This window comes from Gaetbulibacter jejuensis (assembly GCF_039524015.1).
Classification (GTDB): domain Bacteria; phylum Bacteroidota; class Bacteroidia; order Flavobacteriales; family Flavobacteriaceae; genus Gaetbulibacter_B; species Gaetbulibacter_B jejuensis.
Map to the genome: position 1 here is coordinate 805,475 of NZ_BAAAGF010000001.1, position 18,791 is coordinate 824,265.

The 18,791-nt window shown below is 32.3% G+C and carries 14 protein-coding genes and 1 tRNA gene; 11 read left to right on the forward strand and 4 right to left on the reverse strand.

Annotated elements, in window-relative coordinates; genetic code table 11:
• The first annotated feature begins 7 nt into the window (after positions 1-7).
• Both ABD011_RS03630 and ABD011_RS03635 read left to right on the forward strand, forming a co-directional pair.
• The gene (locus tag ABD011_RS03630) at positions 8-1,252 is read left to right on the forward strand and encodes an NAD(P)/FAD-dependent oxidoreductase (RefSeq protein WP_343795853.1); all 1,245 of its coding nucleotides are present in this window, start codon (positions 8-10) and stop codon (positions 1,250-1,252) included.
• 182 nt (positions 1,253-1,434) lie between these two features.
• A complete protein-coding gene (locus ABD011_RS03635; RefSeq protein ID WP_129759465.1) occupies positions 1,435-1,716 on the forward strand; it encodes an STAS domain-containing protein in 282 nt (93 codons plus the stop codon).
• A gap of 1 nt (position 1,717) precedes the next feature.
• On the opposite strand, the gene ABD011_RS03640 is transcribed toward ABD011_RS03635, so the two are convergent.
• From ABD011_RS03640 to ABD011_RS03650, 3 genes are all read right to left on the reverse strand, one after another.
• The gene (locus ABD011_RS03640; RefSeq protein WP_343795856.1) at positions 1,718-2,818 is read right to left on the reverse strand and encodes a DUF4407 domain-containing protein; all 1,101 of its coding nucleotides are present in this window, start codon (positions 2,816-2,818) and stop codon (positions 1,718-1,720) included.
• Positions 2,819-2,928: 110 nt separating this feature from the next.
• On the reverse strand, positions 2,929-5,421 hold the full coding sequence (locus tag ABD011_RS03645; protein ID WP_343795857.1) for a M56 family metallopeptidase: 2,493 nt from the start codon (positions 5,419-5,421) through the stop codon (positions 2,929-2,931).
• Between the two features lie 6 nt (positions 5,422-5,427).
• Entirely contained in the window at positions 5,428-5,799 is a 372-nt protein-coding gene (locus ABD011_RS03650) for a BlaI/MecI/CopY family transcriptional regulator (protein ID WP_129759462.1), read from the reverse strand.
• A 122-nt stretch (positions 5,800-5,921) separates the two neighbouring features.
• Between ABD011_RS03650 and ABD011_RS03655 the strand changes: the two genes are divergently transcribed.
• Positions 5,922-7,286, forward strand: coding sequence for a M28 family peptidase (locus ABD011_RS03655; RefSeq protein WP_343795860.1), 1,365 nt, complete (start codon positions 5,922-5,924; stop codon positions 7,284-7,286).
• A 57-nt stretch (positions 7,287-7,343) separates the two neighbouring features.
• Here ABD011_RS03655 and ABD011_RS03660 read toward each other — a convergent pair whose 3' ends face one another.
• Positions 7,344-8,732 carry a dipeptidase gene (locus ABD011_RS03660; protein WP_343795862.1) on the reverse strand — a complete coding sequence of 463 codons (1,389 nt, stop codon included), beginning with the start codon at positions 8,730-8,732 and terminating at the stop codon, positions 7,344-7,346.
• Between the two features lie 122 nt (positions 8,733-8,854).
• On the opposite strand from ABD011_RS03660, the gene ABD011_RS03665 reads away from it, so the two are divergent.
• The 8 genes from ABD011_RS03665 to ABD011_RS03700 all read left to right on the forward strand — a co-directional run bounded on the left by ABD011_RS03665 (position 8,855) and on the right by ABD011_RS03700 (position 18,741).
• Positions 8,855-8,936: transfer RNA gene (locus ABD011_RS03665), tRNA-Leu, on the forward strand.
• Between the two features lie 250 nt (positions 8,937-9,186).
• Positions 9,187-10,698 (forward strand): sodium/pantothenate symporter, encoded by a 1,512-nt coding sequence (locus tag ABD011_RS03670; RefSeq protein ID WP_343795864.1) that lies wholly within the window; start codon positions 9,187-9,189, stop codon positions 10,696-10,698.
• Complete coding sequence (locus ABD011_RS03675) at positions 10,667-12,181, forward strand: class I adenylate-forming enzyme family protein (protein WP_343795866.1); 1,515 nt, start codon at positions 10,667-10,669, stop codon at positions 12,179-12,181. The genes ABD011_RS03670 and ABD011_RS03675 overlap by 32 nt, the downstream gene beginning before the upstream one ends.
• An 11-nt stretch (positions 12,182-12,192) precedes the next feature.
• Positions 12,193-13,134 (forward strand): alpha/beta fold hydrolase, encoded by a 942-nt coding sequence (locus ABD011_RS03680; protein WP_343795868.1) that lies wholly within the window; start codon positions 12,193-12,195, stop codon positions 13,132-13,134.
• Between the two features lie 3 nt (positions 13,135-13,137).
• Positions 13,138-14,553, forward strand: a complete 1,416-nt coding sequence (locus ABD011_RS03685) for a hypothetical protein (protein ID WP_343795870.1) — start codon at positions 13,138-13,140, stop codon at positions 14,551-14,553.
• Positions 14,554-14,703: 150 nt separating this feature from the next.
• Complete coding sequence (locus ABD011_RS03690; protein WP_262732217.1) at positions 14,704-17,175, forward strand: TonB-dependent receptor; 2,472 nt, start codon at positions 14,704-14,706, stop codon at positions 17,173-17,175.
• Between the two features lie 11 nt (positions 17,176-17,186).
• Positions 17,187-17,978: an alpha/beta fold hydrolase gene (locus tag ABD011_RS03695; protein ID WP_343795872.1), complete on the forward strand. Its 792-nt coding sequence runs from the start codon at positions 17,187-17,189 to the stop codon at positions 17,976-17,978.
• The gene (locus ABD011_RS03700) at positions 17,971-18,741 is read left to right on the forward strand and encodes a 3-hydroxybutyrate dehydrogenase (protein ID WP_343795874.1); all 771 of its coding nucleotides are present in this window, start codon (positions 17,971-17,973) and stop codon (positions 18,739-18,741) included. Before ABD011_RS03695 ends, ABD011_RS03700 begins: the two co-directional genes overlap by 8 nt.
• Positions 18,742-18,791 lie beyond the last annotated feature (50 nt).

Consider the following 18,791-nt stretch of genomic DNA (forward strand, 5'->3'; position numbering starts at 1 on the left):
TAAATCCATGAAGCATTGTATAATAATTGGAGGCGGAATTATTGGTTTATGTTCTGCGTATTATCTTCAAAAGGAAGGTCACCAAGTAACTGTTGTTGACCAATCTGGTATGGACTCAGGAGCTTCTTATGTAAATGCAGGTTATTTGTCACCAAGTCATATTGTTCCACTTTCTGCTCCTGGAGTTATGAAAAAAGGATTGAAATGGATGTTTAATTCATCAAGTCCGTTATATATTAAACCAAGATTAGAATCTGATTTTCTAAAATGGGTCTTAGCGTTTAATAAGTCGTGTAATGCTAATCATGTTAAAAAAGCAATTCCTGCCATAAAATCTATTTCATTGTTGAGTCAGGACTTGTATGATGATATAAAGCAAACTGAGAACTTTTCATTTCATTATGAAAAGAAAGGGCTTTTAATGTTGTGTCAAACAGAAAAAATGCTTGAAGAAGAAGTTAAAACAGCACATTTAGCTAAACAAGAAGGGTTAGATGCATCAGAAATTAGTCTTCAAGAACTGAAAACTTTAGAACCCAACGTCAACATAAATGTTAAAGGTGCAACGTATTATAAATGCGATTCACATACTACACCACATGAGTTTATGGTTGAAATGAAAACATATTTGCAAACTGTAGGAGTTCAATTTCTTTTAAATGAAAAAGTAGAAGATTTAACGGTTGACAACCGAAAGATTTCAGAAATAAAAACAAATAAGCAATCTTTAAAGGCAGATGAATTTGTTTTGGCAGCTGGTTCTTGGAGTAATTTGCTTAGTGAAAAATTAGGTTTAAAATTACTGTTACAAGCAGGAAAAGGCTACAGAATCAATACTACTCAGACTACTGGAATACAAATTCCTTCAATATTAACAGAAGCTAAAGTAGCAGTAACTCCTATGAATGGTTTTACACGTTTTGCAGGTACTATGGAAATAGCAGGAATTAACAATACAATCAACAACACTCGAGTTGAAGCCATTTCTCAAGCTACAACACGTTTTTACCCTAATGTAGAGTTAACCCAAGAAGAAAAGCAAGATGCTGCTTGTGGTTTACGACCAGTAACTCCTGATGGATTACCTTATATAGGAAAATCATCAAAATGTGAAAACCTAACCATTGCAACAGGTCATGCAATGATGGGTTGGAGTATGGGAACAGCAACAGGGAAGTTAGTGTCTGAAATTATTTCAAATCATACAACTTCGCTAGATATTAACATTTTTACTCCAGACAGAAGATTTTAGTAGGTAAAATACTCTAAACCTGTGTTTTGTCGACTTTTCTGCTTTGTAATTTTATCTAGTCTAGCTTTTAAGTAGTTTATCGAAAATCTTTCGGTTTTTTATTTCATTTATAGACATTTACACCATTCCCACCCGATTTTAATAGCACCAGATTTATTGTTTAACCTTATAAAATTATGTTTATGAGTCTTAAAATTACTTGCTACAACAATTTTTTTAAAGTCACTGGTGTACTCGATAGAACTAGTGTAGATGTTTTTCACCATGAATTTAGAAATGTATTCGAAAAGTCTGATGAAATCACCATTAGTATTGAAGGCATTGAAAGCATTGATAGATATGGTGTAAGAGCATTAGCTAAACTCCATAACGAATCTATTACAAAACAAAAACGCTTGTCGATTATTGGTTTTGGATGTAAAGAGTTATACGACCACTTTAAAACTAAAGAAACAGCAGCTTAATTTATAATGCGTTTTTTTGGTGCTTAAAAAAGGCATCAGCTTGTAGTTGCATTAATTCTCGGGCTTTTTTGCGCTTGTATTGATACAACTCGTCTTCCTCAGCAATATCGCTGTAGATTTTATTGTTGATGTCTCTATCTGTTTTTAATAGAACATTTCGTTCGTTAACCTTTTGTTCAACCCAAGTTTTAACAGCAGTTTCAGCATCTTCTAGTTTAAAATCATACTCGCCTTTTGGTGATAATAGTTTTGCAAAAATAGGAGAGGTTTCAATAGCTAAAAACAGTAAAAAGATAAAAAACGAAGGCAGCCAAGGTAGTTTGCCTAAAGCATTTACACGAGCCATTAAACCATCAAAACCATCAATAATAGGTTGCGTGGTTGCAATTTGTGTGTCGTAATTGGTTTTAAGCTGAGTAATTTCAGCTTCAATAGCTTCGATTTTTGTTTTATTATCGGCTTTTAGTTGCTGTAATTCCGCTAGAGCAGTATCATGCTTATCACGTTTTTCTTTGTAAACAGGACCTTTGCCTAGTTTCATGGAACCACTTGTGCCTTCAGCTTCAGTAATGTAGGTGTCGTAAAGGGCATTAACCTCTGTTTCTTTGGTGTTGACTTGATTTCTAAGAAACTCAATATTGTTATCTAATGCTGCAATTTCAGGAGTGTATTGTTCAGCAATTTGATTTTGATTAGCAAGTGTCATGCTATTCTTTTCTTCTAAAAGCACCTGATTGATTTCTTTTTCAAAAATTTTTAATTCCAAGGGTTTAGAAATAACTATAGCTATAATCACTGCTAAAATTATCCTTGGAGAAGCTTGTATAAGCTCATCAATAATATGACCTCTTTTTTTAATGGTTGATACTATAAAACGGTCGAGGTTAAAAATGAGTAATCCCCAAATAAAACCAAAAGCAACAGCTGTAAAATAATTATCAAAAACGGTATAAAGCGCATAACTAGCAGCAATAAATGCCATTACTGCAGTAAAAAATACAGTAGCTCCAATACCTGCAAATTTGTTTTGTTCACCAATAGAACAATTGTCAAGAATATCAGTATCAGAACCAGAACAAATGATGAAGAATTTTTTTAACATAACTGATTCGGTTTTTTGGTTGATGTTTATTAGAACGTAAAAAACACTGAATTGTTACAAAAAAAGCCTTGAAAATTCAAGGCTTCAGGTAATTGTAAGTTTTAAGTGAATCAATTTTTAATGCTAACAGGCGCTTTTGTAATGTAAACTTTAGCTTGTTTTGAATCAGTTTGTTGGGTGGAAATATTAAGTTCGTTATTCTTTTTTAATAAAGCTATGGCTTCGTCTGAAGAAATTGATTTTCCTTCATAATAAAATGCAGCGCCTTTTTTAGCCATGTCAATTATATGGTCTAAAGGTGATTTTGGAGGAGGTGGTGGAGGAGGAACGTCTTGATTCCAATTTTTATTGAACTCACTTACAATTTCATTGTCTTTATATACTTTTGTTATTTTTTGACCAGGAACTACTTTGTCACCATCAACTTGAGTGTCGTTGATTATAGTTCCTTCTTTATTGGTTTCTTGTCCATAACGGTTATAATATTTAGTGTTTCCATTTTGAGTGACATAATAATGAGTGGAATTATTTATAGTTATAAAACCTGTTTTGACTTTTGGGTCTGGAGCTGGTGGAGGTGGAGGTGGAAGCTTTGAGAAATCGGGAAAAGCTTCGGCAGACTCTTTTTGCTCTTTATACATTTTATTATACAAATACTTTACCCTTACAACATCTTTATGCTTCACAATTGGATATTCACTCTCAGAAATTTGAGAATTGATATGTTTAGCAAGGGCATTGTATTCTTCTAACTCTTCTTTAGTTACTCCTTTATTGTTTTTTAACTCAATGACTTTAACTAAAATGAAATCGCTATTAGTTTTTTCATCATATTTATTGGTGTATTTAAAGTTAAATAATAAAAATTCATCAGAGTATTTTAAAAGTTCAGCAACTTCACTATTCAATTTATTGCCTTTAATTAACATAGTTTGAGTTCCTGCAGTTTTAATTGAAAAGTATTTAACTTCATCGGAAAGAACAATGTTTTTGATTTCTTCTTTATGTAAGTTTATAGTACATTTTTGGCATTCAATGTCGTTAATTTTTAGAGTTTTGATTTTTCTTTCGTTTTCATCTTGTTTTGTGATTTTTGCTTTGAGTTTAGATTTTTCAACTAAAGATTTTGAACCAATAACAGTAGTTAAAAAATAGTCGGTTTTTTTATGCAATTCATTTAATTTGTCCAAAAATTCTTTTGAGCAGTTTTCTGTTTTTAAATCGAATGTTGTTAGTTCGAAATCCTTCAATGTCCAATTTTTGGTAATTTCGTTTAAGTCATCTACGTATGTATTGATACTAGATTTTTTGTTACCAATGAAAAGTACGTTGTCAACAGCTTTCATCGTTATTGTTTTTTTGTTTTTTTCTTCAATACCTGATGGTATTAAATTTGTTACTCCAAATTGATCGATCGCTCGAACCTGATTTTCGTATAATGAGAAGCTTAGTTCTAACCAAGCGGTGCCTTTCAACCCATTTAGAAAAACACCAGATTCATTAGGTTCAATCGTAAAGGCAAATTGGTCGGTTTCTAAAGTTTTGCTTTCAGAAAAACCATAATCGGTAAAAGTGTAACTTCGATTTGTATTGGTGTCCAAAAGTAGTTTACTCCATTTACAACCATTTTCACATTTAAGGGTTATTGAGTTTTCATTTTTTTCAATTGTAATAAAAAATTGCGATGATTTGTTTTCATAATTGTTTTCAGTAATTAAAGGTGTAACTTCTTTTACAACCTCTTCTTTCTTACTAAACCCAAAGATTAAAATTGCCAAAAGTGGTAAAACCACTAAGGTTTTAATCCATTTTTTGGTGGATGATGTTTGTGTTTTCATAACTGTAAGTCGTTTTTTGATTGATGAATAATTAATGGCATTGGTAAGTTCGTTACCACCATGTGTTGATGAAAAAGCCAACAATAAATGTTGGTATGTGTTTATTTGTGTACCTTGTTGTAATACGGCTTGGTCAGCTAAGTACTCATGGTTGAGTTTAACGTCTTTTTTTAAGAAGTATATAATCGGATTAAACCAAAACACAATTTGTGAAAGTTCAATAAATAATATGTCTAAGCTATGTTTTTGAGTAGCGTGTGTGTGCTCATGTAATAATACTTCTTCTGGTATTTGATTGTTTTCAAACTTGGTTTTGTTTAAAAAGATATAGCTTAAAAACGTGTGAGGAATTTCAAGATTATTGATTAAAACATTAATGATATTTTTGCTTTTTAGTTTAGGATTGGTCTTTATTTTTACGATGAGTTTTGTGAGGTTAACCATAAACTTGACTAAAAATAAAAGCACTCCTATTCCATAAATACTCCATAATAGTATAGGCCAAAAATTGGTGTTTTGTTCAGTAGGTTGAGTGGTTTCAGGATAAAATACAGGCTCTAGTAAAGGAGGTTGAAATGTGCCTAAAGTATATGTTGGTTCTACATAGGTTGTAATGGTAATAAACGGAATAGTAAACCCTAAAACGGTTGCAAACAATAGGTAGAAACGTTTTAACTGGTGCATGTTTTCACGCTCCAAGATTAACTTGTAAAATAGTAGTAAAACAAGTAAGCAAGCCGATGATTTTAAAATATAATCGAACATGGTTTTTTAGTTTGGTTTCTTTTTTATTTCGCTATCAATTAAAGCTTTTAAGTCTTCAAGTTCTTTTTTTGATAAGTTGGTTTCTTTGGTAAAAAACGATGCAAATTGACTTGCGCTATCATTAAAAAAGTTCTTGATTAACCCATTAACATGCTTAGAGAAGTAATCTTTCTTTTTTACTAAAGGAAAATATTCTCTAGACTTTCCATAGAGTTTATAATCTACAAATCCTTTATCGATCATACGTTTTAAAAGCGTAGCAACCGTTGTTGTAGCTGGTTTTGGTTCTGGGTAAGCATCAAGCAAATCTTTCATAAAAGCTTTTTCTAACTTCCACAGGTGGTTCATTAAATCTTCTTCGGTTTTTGATAAACTCATTATTCTACATATTTAGAATTAACTCTACAAATGTAGAATAAAAAACAAGATAACCAAATTATCCAAAGCTTTATTTTATTAAAATCTATTATATTTGACTAAATTTTACACGGATCCCCAAAATGAAGAAGCTTATTTTTAGTCTGTTAGGTGTTTTTGCATTTGTGTTCGTTACAAGTGCTCAAAACATTTCAGACATTATAAATGAAGTTAATTTAGACTCTCTTCAACTCACCTTAAGAGAATTTTCAGGTGAGCAATCGACTGTTGTTAACGGAAATACAGTAACAATTCTTAATAGGCAACAAGCTAATAACGATTTGGCAGCAGACTATTTGGTTCAAAGGTTTGAGCAAATGGACAACATTACTGTAGTAGCTCAACAGTTTGACTCTAACGGTAGAAATGTAATTGCAACTCAAGTGGGAAAGACCAATCCTGACGATATTTATATTATTTGTGCGCATTATGATACGGTTGCTGATTATTGTGCTGATGATAATGCTAGTGGAGTTGCAACTGTACTAGAAATTGCTCGTATTTTATCGACACAATGCTTAGATAATACTATTGTTTATGCTCTTTGGGATGAAGAAGAAATAGGCTTACTAGGTGCAAATTATTACGCTACTCAAGCAGCTTCAAATGGTGATAATATCTTGGGCGTTTTAAACATTGATATGATGGGTTATGATGGCAATGATGATAACGATTTTGATATCGATGTTAGAGATTTTGGCAATTCGCTTGCTATGAAAGATGACATTATTGCGGTTTTAGAAGATCCTACCTATGGTTTTACTTTAAATGTTAATGTTGTAAATCCTGGAACAACAGCAAGTGATCATGCTAGGTTTTGGAATCAAGGTTTTACAGCTGTTTTAGTAGGAGAATCTTGGGAAACTAATGACGAAACACCATTTTACCATTCTTCAAATGATAGGTACAACACGTTAAACTTTCCGTATTATCATGAATTAGCTAAGCTTATTATGGGTTATATGGTTACTAAGGCAAATTTGATTGATGTTGATAATACAATTACGCAAAGCCCAAGTACATTAACTTCTAATGATGCTTCCGCATCATATCAATGGTATAATTGTGATACAAACACTGCATTGTCAGGTGAAACAGGGCAAACTTTTACACCAACTGTAAATGGTAATTATGCTGTTGAAGTCACCAATGGAAGTTGTTCAGAGTTTAGTGTTTGTGTGAGTTTTAATTCGTTGAGTTTAGAACCGTTTTCTAATTCTGAAATAAGTGTTTTTCCAAATCCTGTAAAAAGTAAACTCAATATCGATATTTCTTTTGAAGAGCCTTATGAATTTACTCTTTATGATGTTGGAGGTAAATTGCTTTTAAATAAATCAGAAATTAAGGGTTCAACAACTTTGAAAACAAAAGATTTGCCTAAAGGAATTTATTTTTTAAAAGTATCGTCTTCTAATAAATCAGGGACTTATAAAATTGTTAAGGAGTAACTTTTTGTAAAAAGCATAAAAAAACCGTTCAAGAAATTGAACGGTTTTTTATTACTATTATTTAGAAAGCTCAGTAAAATACTTATAAAATAAAGGAATAGTTTCGATGCCTTTAAAATAATTCCACACACCATAATGTTCGTTTGGTGAATGAATAGCATCACTATTTAAACCGAATCCCATTAAAATAGTTTTACTTTTCAGTTCTTGCTCAAAAAGAGAAACAATTGGAATACTTCCACCACTACGTTGAGGTATTGGTGTTGTTCCAAAGGTGTCTTGATAAGCTTTTGAAGCTGCTTGATAACCTATGCTATCGATAGGAGTTACATAGCCTTGTCCACCATGATGAGGTTTCACTTTCACTTTTACTCCTGCTGGAGCTATACTTTCAAAATGAGTTTTAAATAACTGGGTGATGTCCTCCCAATCTTGATGAGGTACTAAACGCATTGATATTTTGGCGTAAGCTTTACTAGCAATAACTGTTTTAGCGCCTTCTCCAGTATAACCTCCCCAAATACCATTAACATCAAGAGTTGGTCGTATTGAGTTGCGTTCGTTAGTAGTATATCCTTCTTCTCCATAAACAGCATCAATATCTAAAGCTTTTTTGTAGTCTTCTAATGAAAAAGGTGCTTTTGCCATTTCAGCACGTTCTGCATCTGATAAATTTTCAACCTTATCATAAAATCCTGGGATGGTAATATGATTGTTTTCGTCATGAAGAGATGCAATCATTTTGGTTAACACATTTATTGGGTTAGCAACAGCTCCTCCATATAAACCAGAGTGTAAGTCTCTGTTAGGTCCAGTAACTTCAACTTCTACGTAGCTTAACCCTCTTAAGCCTGTTGTAATAGAAGGTACATCTTTAGCAATCATTCCTGTATCAGAAATTAAAATGACATCATTTTTTAATTTCTTCTGGTTGTTTTTAACAAATTTTGAAAGGTTAACGCTACCAACTTCTTCTTCACCTTCAATCATAAATTTCACATTACAAGGTAGTTGGTTGGTTTTAGTCATAAACTCCATAGCCTTAACGTGCATATACATTTGGCCTTTGTCATCGCAAGCTCCACGCGCAAAAATAGCACCTTCAGGATGAAGTTCGGTTGCTTTTATTACTGGCTCAAAAGGCGGTGAAGTCCATAGCTCAATAGGGTCTGGTGGTTGTACATCATAATGACCATACACTAAAACGGTAGGTAGGTTTTTATCAATTATTTTTTCGCCATAAACGATTGGGTAACCTTCGGTTTCGCAAACTTCTACATGGTCACATCCAGCAAGCTCTAAGCTGGTTTTAATAGCATCAGCAGTTTTTAAAACATCATTTTTATAAGCTGAGTCAGCGCTAATAGAAGGTATTTTGAGTAAATCAATCAACTCATTTAAAAATCGATCTTTATGTTCTTCAATATAAGATTGAATATGTTGCATTTGTTATATTTTTTTGAATTCTCCCAAAAATACAAAATCGAGGACGATTTTTTAGTAAATAAAGTTATTTGAATATTGAAACTATTGTTTATATTTGCATCCCGAAACTTCGGAGAATAAATGCAGGCGTGGTGGAATTGGTAGACACGCTAGACTTAGGATCTAGTGCCGCGAGGTGTGAGAGTTCGAGTCTCTCCGCCTGTACAAGACAAGAAAGCTTCAGTTAAATACTGAGGCTTTTTTTGTTTTTCATAGTTATGAACTTGCCTCTAAAGACTCATATTACTTTTTATTATAATTTAACTCAATAGTCTTTATATTTTAAATAATTGTAATTCAGTTTTTTAAATTTAAAAATATTGTTTAATTAATGAAAGTCACACATGTTATTTTTGTTTTCTTTCCTTATATTGAAATTTTAAAAAGTTTATTTGTTTTTCTAATATAACAATTAATGAAAGCATCAGAACAATGGGTAACTTTTATGGCAATTTTATTGGTGGTTTATGCTGCTGTAATTTTGTTTTTTGTAATAAGAGGAGCATTAAAAGCAAAGAACATCTCTGATTTTGCTGTAGGGAATATAAAGTTTCCGTCTTGGGTTGTTGGACTTTCTTTGGCAGCTTCCATGACTAGTGCTGCTACTTTTATAATAAATCCAGGTTTTATTGCTCTATATGGAATTTCAGGAGTATTGTCTTTTGGTATTGTTTTACCAATTGCAGCTTTTGTGTCATTAATTGTACTTACTAAAGGCTTTGCAAAATATGGACATAGTGTTAAAGCAACCACTATGGCACAATGGATGGGACAACGATATAAAAGTAAGTCGTATGCCTTTTTTATGGCTGTTTTGGCATTACTTTTAATAACATTTATTGTACTTATCAATGTGGGATTAACGCAGGTAATTTCAAAATCGTTAAATACAGAGCCGTTTTACGTGTTGTTGGGTATTACTGTTTTTGTGTTTGGTTATATGATGTTTGGTGGTGCTAACTCTATGGTATATACCAATACCATTCAAGCCATAATTATGTTTTTTGTGGCGTTGGTTTTAATAGGTTCTGGTTATGAGTTTTTTGAAAATGGAGTAACGGGTTTTATCGAAAAGTTGGGTGGTATTGATGAAAACTTAACTAAACCCACAAATACAAGTAGTTTTTTGTTTAGGGATTATTTTGAAATTATTCTTGCTCAAATAATTATTGGTGTTGCTATTGTTTGTCAGCCACATATTATCACAAAATCATTACTTTTAAAAGATTCTAAAAAGATAAATAAATACCTCTTTAGTGGTATTATGTTTATGGTTGTTTTCTTTTTGGTTGTAGTTGTTGGCTTGTATGCGAGGTTAACGTTTCCTGATTTGAAAGTTAATGGAACAGCCTTAAAAATGGATGAAATTATTCCTACCTATGTTGTAGTGAAATTCTCTGTTGGACTTGGAATGTTTATAGTTGTTGGGCTTATTTCAGCAGGATTATCTACCTTAGAAAGTTTAATACAGTCGCTTTCGGTTACTATTACCCAAGATATACTACAGCCAATTTTTAAAGAACGTGTTTCAAAGCATTCGGTTTTGGTAAATAAAGGAGTGATAGTTATTTTAGGACTTGTGAGTTTTGTATTAAGTTGGAATCAAATTGTAAACCCAGACGTAAGTGTCGCTATTTTTGCTCAAAATGGTGTTTACGCTTATTTTGCTGCTGCTTTTGTACCAGTACTTTTTGGAATGTTCTTAAAAAATGTTCCGCTTAAAGCTGTTTTTGCAGCAAGTATTGTTGCTTTGGTAGTTCATTTCGGGATTTACTACGGAAGACTCACTTCCTATATGCAAGAGCCAGTAAATAATCCAGGGATTCCTGCTGCTATTGCTATTGTGAGTTCGGTTGTAGTAGGCTATTTGTTGTACTATTTTAATAAGAAAAAAGATGACCACAGACACGTTGGATTGGATAGCTAAATGGGCAGATTATACACCTGATAAAATTGCTGTAACGTCTTTTGACAGCGAAGAAAAATACACTTATAGTCAAATCCATGTTTATGCGAATAGACTTGTCGAGAAATTTGAAGAATTAGGTCTTCAAGAAGGAGATAGAATTGCTGTTTTGGCAGAGCATAGCTTGCATTACATTGTATTGTTGTCTGCTTGCCAACGAAGTGGGATTATTATTGTGCCTTTAAATTATAGGTTATCCTTAAGCGACATTGAAATGCTGTTTTTAGATTGTAGTCCTGCTCTATTGCTTTATAGTGAGAACCAAAAAGAAAAGCTCGGGCAACTTTCAATTCCTTTACCAAAGACTATTCATTTAGATGTTATAGAACGTTATTACAAGGATGGAGTAGATGTTAAACCAATTGCAGTTCAAATAAAAGAGAAGAATCCTATTTTTATTTTTTATACATCAGGCACAACAGGAAGACCAAAAGGAGTTATTTACACTAACAAAATGATGTTTTGGAATAGCCTAAATACCTCAATGCAATTAGGTATAACATTTCGTGATTCAACCATTAATACATTACCTCCTTATCATACTTCTGGATGGAATATTTTTATAACTCCTCTATTACATAAAGGAGCTCAAATAGATATGGTTGAAAAGTTTGATGCCGAACGTATATTGTGTTTGTTGGAGCTTAATAAAACTACACTTTTCATGGCATTACCAACTATGTTGGCAATGATGCAAAAAACAGAAGTGTTTAATCGCGTAAATTTAGAGCACCTACGATTTATAATTTCTGGAGGAGAAACTGTATCGCCTAGTCTTTTAAAGCTTTGGAAAGAAAAGAAAGGTATATCAATTAGACCAGGATATGGTTTAACTGAAGCTGGACCAAGCATTACGTCTTTACATCACGACATAGCTATGACTAAACCTGAGTCTATCGGTAAGCCTAATTTTTACTTAAAAACAAAAATAGTTTTATCTACTGGCCGCAAAGCAAGAGTAAATGAGGTAGGGGAATTTTGTATTAAGGGTAATATTGTTTCACCAGGTTACTGGAACAATTCTACCGAAACCAATAATAAAATTAAAAACGGCTGGTTGCATACTGGAGATTTAGTGACAAAGGATAAAGATGGATTTTTATTTTTAAAAGGACGACAAGATGATATGTACATTTCTGGAGGTGAAAATGTTCATCCACAAGAAATTACTGCAACATTATTAACATGTGAAAATGTTATGAAAGCTACAGTTTTAAGTGTTGACGATCCTGTTTGGGGGCAGTGTGGAGTAGCTTTTGTAGTGTTAGAAAACGAAAAATCTTTAAAAAAAGTAAAAACCTTTGTAAACAAGAAATTGGCATCGTTTAAACGGCCAAAACATATAATTATATTAGATGAAATTCCATTAACTAGTGTAGGGAAAATCTCTAGAAAAAAGCTACTGGCATATTACAAAGTGTATAAAGCTAAATTACAACCTTAAACTTAAAAAAAATGAAGCAAATAATTTTAATGCTAATTATACTACCTTTAGTTACGTATGCACAAACTTGTGATAAAATAATGAAAAACATAGTCTCCAAATACGAATACGAAACACACTTTGTTAATCTAGATACTATTGAAATTGCCTATATTAAAGAAGGTAAAGGAGAAAAAACTCTTTTATTTGTTCATGGTTTAAGTAGTAATGCAGGTGCATGGTCAAAAAACATAAAAACCTTAAAGGAAAATTTTACATGTGTTGCTTTGGATTTACCTGGATATGGTAAGTCGTCAAAACCCGAAAATGCTAGTTATACACCATCTTATTTTGCAAAAACCATAACAGCATTTATTGATGAGTTAAAATTAAAAAATGTTATTCTTATAGGTCATTCAATGGGAGGGCAGGCAGCCATTAAATTAGCAATTAATTCACCTGAAAAAATAGATAAGTTGATTTTGGTCGCTCCTGCAGGAATAGAAACATTTTCTGAAGCGCACGGAATTATTATGAAAACAATGTTTACACCTGAATTTGTTGCGAGTACAAATAACGAACAGATTAAAAATAATTATGCGCTTAATTTTTATAAGCAACCCAACGAAGTAGATAAAATGATTGAAGATAGAATTGCTATTAAAGAAGCAATAGATTTTGAAGCACATTGTATAGCAATTTCAAAAAGTATTGCAGGCATGTTGAATGACCCTGTTGTAGATGATTTGGCCAAAATACCTCATAAAACATTAGTGCTTTATGGTAAAAATGATAGGTTGATACCTAATCGTTATTTTCATCCAGACTTAGATGTAGCTAAAGTTGGGGAAAAAGCAAAAGAGCTAATAATGAATAGCCAGCTTAACTTTGTTGAAGAAAGTGGACATTTTTTGCAGTTTGAGCAATCAGAAAAAGTGAATTTTTTAATTAAAGAATTTATTGAAAAAGATTAATTCATGAAGATTAAACTCAAAAAATTTACAGAGTTTAGCAAAACAATTCTACCTAACGAAGCTAAATACTTAGCTTCAGAACACTTATTTACTGATGATGAGAAAACCGAAATTATAAATCGTTTAGCAAAAAGTGCTATAAGTAATACCTCAAAAGCGAATTTTGACACAAACATAGACAAACGTAAGTACTCCTATGTAAAAAACTGGATACTAAAAAAACTAGAAAGTATAGACGTTGATGAAACAGCTAAATGGATTCTAGATTTAAAGAAAAAAATTCTTTTAGATGCAATTGTTTCTTCAGAAGAAAAAGTGTTTTTAAACTTTTTAAGTCGTTACAAAACAGTGGGCTATAATTTTCAAATTGTTTATGAGTTAGCCCAAGAGTACAAGCCTTATTTACTAATTCGGTTACGCTACAAAGACCACGAAACTGTAGCTGGTTTTTTAGAAAACTATTCTGAAGATTATAAAAAATCAAAATCAATTCAGCAAAAGCTGTATAGTGCAACAACCGAAATAACAAGTCAATACACCCAAAAAGAAAATGAAACTAAATATTGGGAGCCGTGGCTTTTAGAGGTTTTTAAAACTGAAAATGTTGATGGCAGAAACAGGTACATGGCATTTATTACTTTGGCTTTTTTGTACACAAACTATAATGAAAGCTCAAAACTAAAACTATTGTTCGATGAAATTGATGGGTACTTTAGTAATGGTGAGATGTACTCAAGGCGTTTGTTGTCTAATTATTATGCTAGTAGAGTGCTTATGCATTCTAAAGAAAATGAATTAGATTTAGCCGAGTATTACGCATACCTTTCCATAAGACGTTACAATAACGATACATTAATGTATGTAAACAATCTAGTAGCTATTCTGCTAAAAAATAATAAACCAAAAGAAGCCAAAAAGGTTCTAGATAATTACCATCAGCTTTATAAGGAGTCTTATAACTATCATCAAAAAATTGGCTTTTGTTCTTATAAAATAAGAGTGCTAAATCAACTCGACCAAAATAAGTTGGCCGAGGAAATCGCTATTAATTTTTTAAAACAGTATAAAAAGGAAGTTTTAAAACATCGTTGGCATCACTTTTTCACTTCTTACTTTAATGTATTAATAGCAAATGAAAAGTATAAGGAACTGCTTAAAATTGCAACAGTTTATAATATTTCGTCTAAAGAAACCGATCGAAAAATAATGCCTAATTATGTGCCAAACATATCATGGAGTATATCCTTGTCAAAATACATGGAAGGGCAAATAAATTCTTCAAAATTATTAGAAGAAATCAAAGTGCCATTACTGGGTTTAAATCCTACAAAAAGCCAAAAAATGGTACTTGTTCAAGTTATAGATACACTATCAAATAATCTTCCTGAAGCTTTTTTGAAGCTAAAGTCACACCTTTAATTTATAGTTGTTTTTAGCTTTAATTAAGTTAATATTCAGGCAATTCACTATTTTACAATTCTAAAGTCGCAGTCAATAACTTTTACTTTTATTTTTAAATCCATTTATATTCATAATAGATTGCAAGCATAACTTAATTAGCGATAAATCATGAAGAAAATACTACTACTAACAATTTTAATGATTACTGGTTTTGCCTATGCACAAGATTCTGGTAAAATAGGAGGGACAGTTGTTGATTCAAATGGAGTTCCATTGCCAGGAGCTACCATTCAAATAGTTGAATTAAACTTAGGAGCTGTAACAGATTTTAATGGTAAGTACAGTCTTGAAAATGTCCCAGAGGGCGAACATTCAATTACAGTGTCTTTTGTAGGTTATAAAGCATATAAAGAAAATGTTACTGTTATTGCTGGTCAAACTACCGAATTAAATATAACACTTCAAGAAGGTGAAAATGTTTTAGATGAAGTAGTTATTACCGCTGGAAAAAAACTCCAAAAAATCACAGATGTACCAGCAACTGTTGAAGTTATTACAGCTAAGGAAATAGCTGAATTTCCAAGCTTTAATATAGGCGAAATGGCATCGAGACAAAAAGGAGTTGATTTTGTTAGGACAGGAGTTTTAGGAACAGGAATTAATATTCGTGGTTTTAATTCGGCATTTAATTCAAAAAACCTACAAATTACTGATGATAGAGTATCTATGCTTATTGCAACAGGATTACCTTATGGGTCGTTTTCTACGGTTACAAAAGATGATATAGAGCGCGTAGAGATTTTGTTGGGTCCTAACGGAACACTTTATGGACCAAATGCTCATAACGGATTGGTAAGTACAATTACAAAAAACCCAAGAACATCAGAAGGTACAACTTTGGTATTTGGTGCAGGTAATCAAAATGTAATCACAGGTAGGTTAAGGCACGCTCAAGTTATTAATGATAGATTGTCTTTTAAAGTGCATCTAGAAAGAACAGCAGGAAAAGAATTTAACTATGTAGACTCAGTATATGTTGGTACAACAGCTTATAACGAACATAATTTAGATAGAGATTTTGATGCGCTTAAATATGGTGGAGCAGTACATTATAAAACAGGAAAACAATCAGAATTGATAGGGTATTATGGCCATAGCAATAATACTAATTTAGCTGTAACAAACGCAGGGAGAAATCAAATTAAAGATTGGACATTGGATATTGCACAATTAAAATTTGTGTCAAAAAACTTCTTTGCAAATACATATTATACTTGGAGTAGAACAGATGAAACTTACGCAATAAACCAACGTACGCAAAACTATGTGTCGTTTATAGAAAATGGTTTTTCTGAAGATGAAGCTTGGAGTCGTGCACTTTATGAACAATGGGTTCCAGCGTTTGGTATAGCTATTCCTAGAGGTGCTTTATTTAAAGATGCTTCTGAAAGGTTTAATGGAGAAGCACAATACAATAATAATTGGAACAATTTTTACCTTACTGTAGGAGCACAATATCAATTGGATATGGCAGATTCTGAAGGAACATATCTCTTGGATGCTGATGGTCCAATTGAGATTGGTCAAGCAGGTGTATATAGCCAGTTTGAATACAAGTTAGACAGTGGGTGGAACTTCTTATTAGGTTTAAGAGCAGACAACCATGATTTATATGGAACAAATTTTTTACCTAAAGCTGCTGTTACCAAGTCTATCGATGCAGGAACATTTAGGTTAACTTATGGTAGAGGTATGGCAGTACCTTCTATACTTAACTTAAAAGGAAATCTATTTGGAGGATTGGTTTTAGGAAATGGAGAAGGGTTTACATTAACAGATGGTACAAAAATTAATGCTTTAGAAGTTGAGACCATCAACTCTTTTGAGCTTGGTTTTAAAGGAAAAATCTCAGATAAATTGTTTATAGATGCAAGTGCATATTACAATATGTCTGAAAACTTTATAAGCCCTTTAAGAAATATTGTAGATGCTGAAAACGGAAATTTTGTAACTCACATAGGAGATACACCAGTTGACGAAGTATCACCAGGAGCAAGTACCTCGGCATTTTTATTAACCTATAGTAATTTTGGTAGTGTTGATACTTATGGTTTTGATTTGGGTCTAAACTATTACTTTACTGATGCATTGAGAGCATCATTAAACTACTCTTACTTCGGCAGAAGTTTAGATACAAACGATCTTGATAATGATGGAAACTTAGATGGAGTAGTTTTAGAGAGTGAATTACCTATAAATACTCCAGCAAACAAAGCTAACATTGGCTTGCATTATAGCACAGATAAATTTTATGGAGCCATATTTGGTCGTTGGATACAAGACTATGATTTCTTCTCAGGTATCAATGTAGCTGCTGAAACTCAAGATATGGATGGTGATGGTGTAAATGAAATTGTCGAAAACGCTCAGGTTGGAAGAACTTGGAATTATGGTCAGCTAGGAGGTTTTACTGTTGATGCCAATTTTGGATATAATCTAAATGAAAATGTGTCTTTAGGAGTTAATGTAACTAACTTATTTGATACAGATATTAGAGAGTTTGTAGCTTCTCCAACAATAGGAAGATTGATTTCTTTTGAACTTAAGTACAATTTAAACTTCTTTAATAAGAATAAATAATAGAGACTAAAATGCCAAAAGAAATAAATATAAAGCCTATTTCTTTGGACTATTCTGATACTGGTAACAATAATAACAAAACGTTATTATTGTTACATGGATTAGGGTCAACTAAGTTAGATTGGCAGTTTCAAATTGCGCCATTTTCTAAAGAGTATAGAGTAATAGCTCCAGATTTGCGAGGACATGGTAAATCGTTTCAAGAAAACTTGAACTATGGTGTAGATATTATGGTTGAAGATGTGGTTAGTCTTTTAAATCAGTTAAACCTTAGTAAAGTTACACCAATTGGTTTTTCAATGGGTGGAGCTGTTGCCTTTCAATTAGCATGTTCTTATCCAAATTTGGTAGACAAGATGGTTATTGTTAATAGTGGTCCAGATTTTAATGGAATGGGAAAATTAGGAGATGATTTATTGAATAGTAGAACAGCTTATTTAAAAACAAAAGGGTTAGAAGCTTTGGCTAAAGAAATAGCCTTTAATATGTTTCCAGAACCACAACAAGAAATGTTAAGAAATGAGTTTGAAAAGCGCTGTGCTGCAAATAATTTTGAGGCTTATTATCAGTCATTTGTTACCTTGATGGAATGGGGACTTGGTACTAAGCTCAAAGAAATAAAAACCAAAACATTAGTTATAGCTTCAGATATGGATTATTCGTCTGTGGATTTTAAAGAAGCCTATGTGTCAAGAATGCAAAATGCACAACTAGAAGTAGTAAAAAACTCAAGACATGGAGTTGTTTTAGATCAACCAGATGCATTTAATGAAATTGTTTTAGATTTTTTAAAAAATGAATAGAGTTGCATTAATAACAGGAAGTACAAGCGGTATTGGTTTAGGTATAGCGAGGCATTTTGCTGAAAATCAATATAATATTATGTTTCACGGTTTAGAAACAAATGGATTAGAGATAGCAACTCAAATTGGAGCTAAAAATAATGTTGAAGTAGCGTTTTCCAATGCTAATCTCATGCATTCCAATCAAGTTGAGAAATTAGTAGAACAAACCTATAACACTTTTGGAAGAATAGATGTTTTAATAAATAATGCTGGCATACAGTATGTTTCACCAATTGATAAGTTTCCTAACGAAAAATATGAAGCTATTATTGCTCTTAATATGAATGCGTCATTTTATGCCTCTAAAGCAGCTTGGAAATACATGAAAGCACAAAGTTTCGGAAGAATAATAAATATTTCTTCGGTTCATGGATTACGAGCTTCCGAATATAAGACGGCTTATGTAACTGCAAAACATGGTGTAATAGGAATGACAAAAGTATTAGGTCTAGAAGGAGCTCCATATAATATAACTTGTAATGCTATTTGTCCAGGTTATGTACGTACACCGCTTGTTGAAAAACAAATACCAGATCAGGCGAAATCTCATAACATGTCTGAAGAGGATGTCATAACCAAAGTCATGCTAAAAAAACAAGCGGTAAAGTCTTTTGTTCCAATTGAAGCTTTGGCAGATATGGCTTTACTGTTATCAAAAGAATCATCATCAACTATTACAGGAACTGAATTCGTTCTTGATGGAGGATGGACAGCGCAGTAAAAAGATTATTTGAATTGGTTTAATTTTAAGTGAAGCCACCTGGAAAGCAA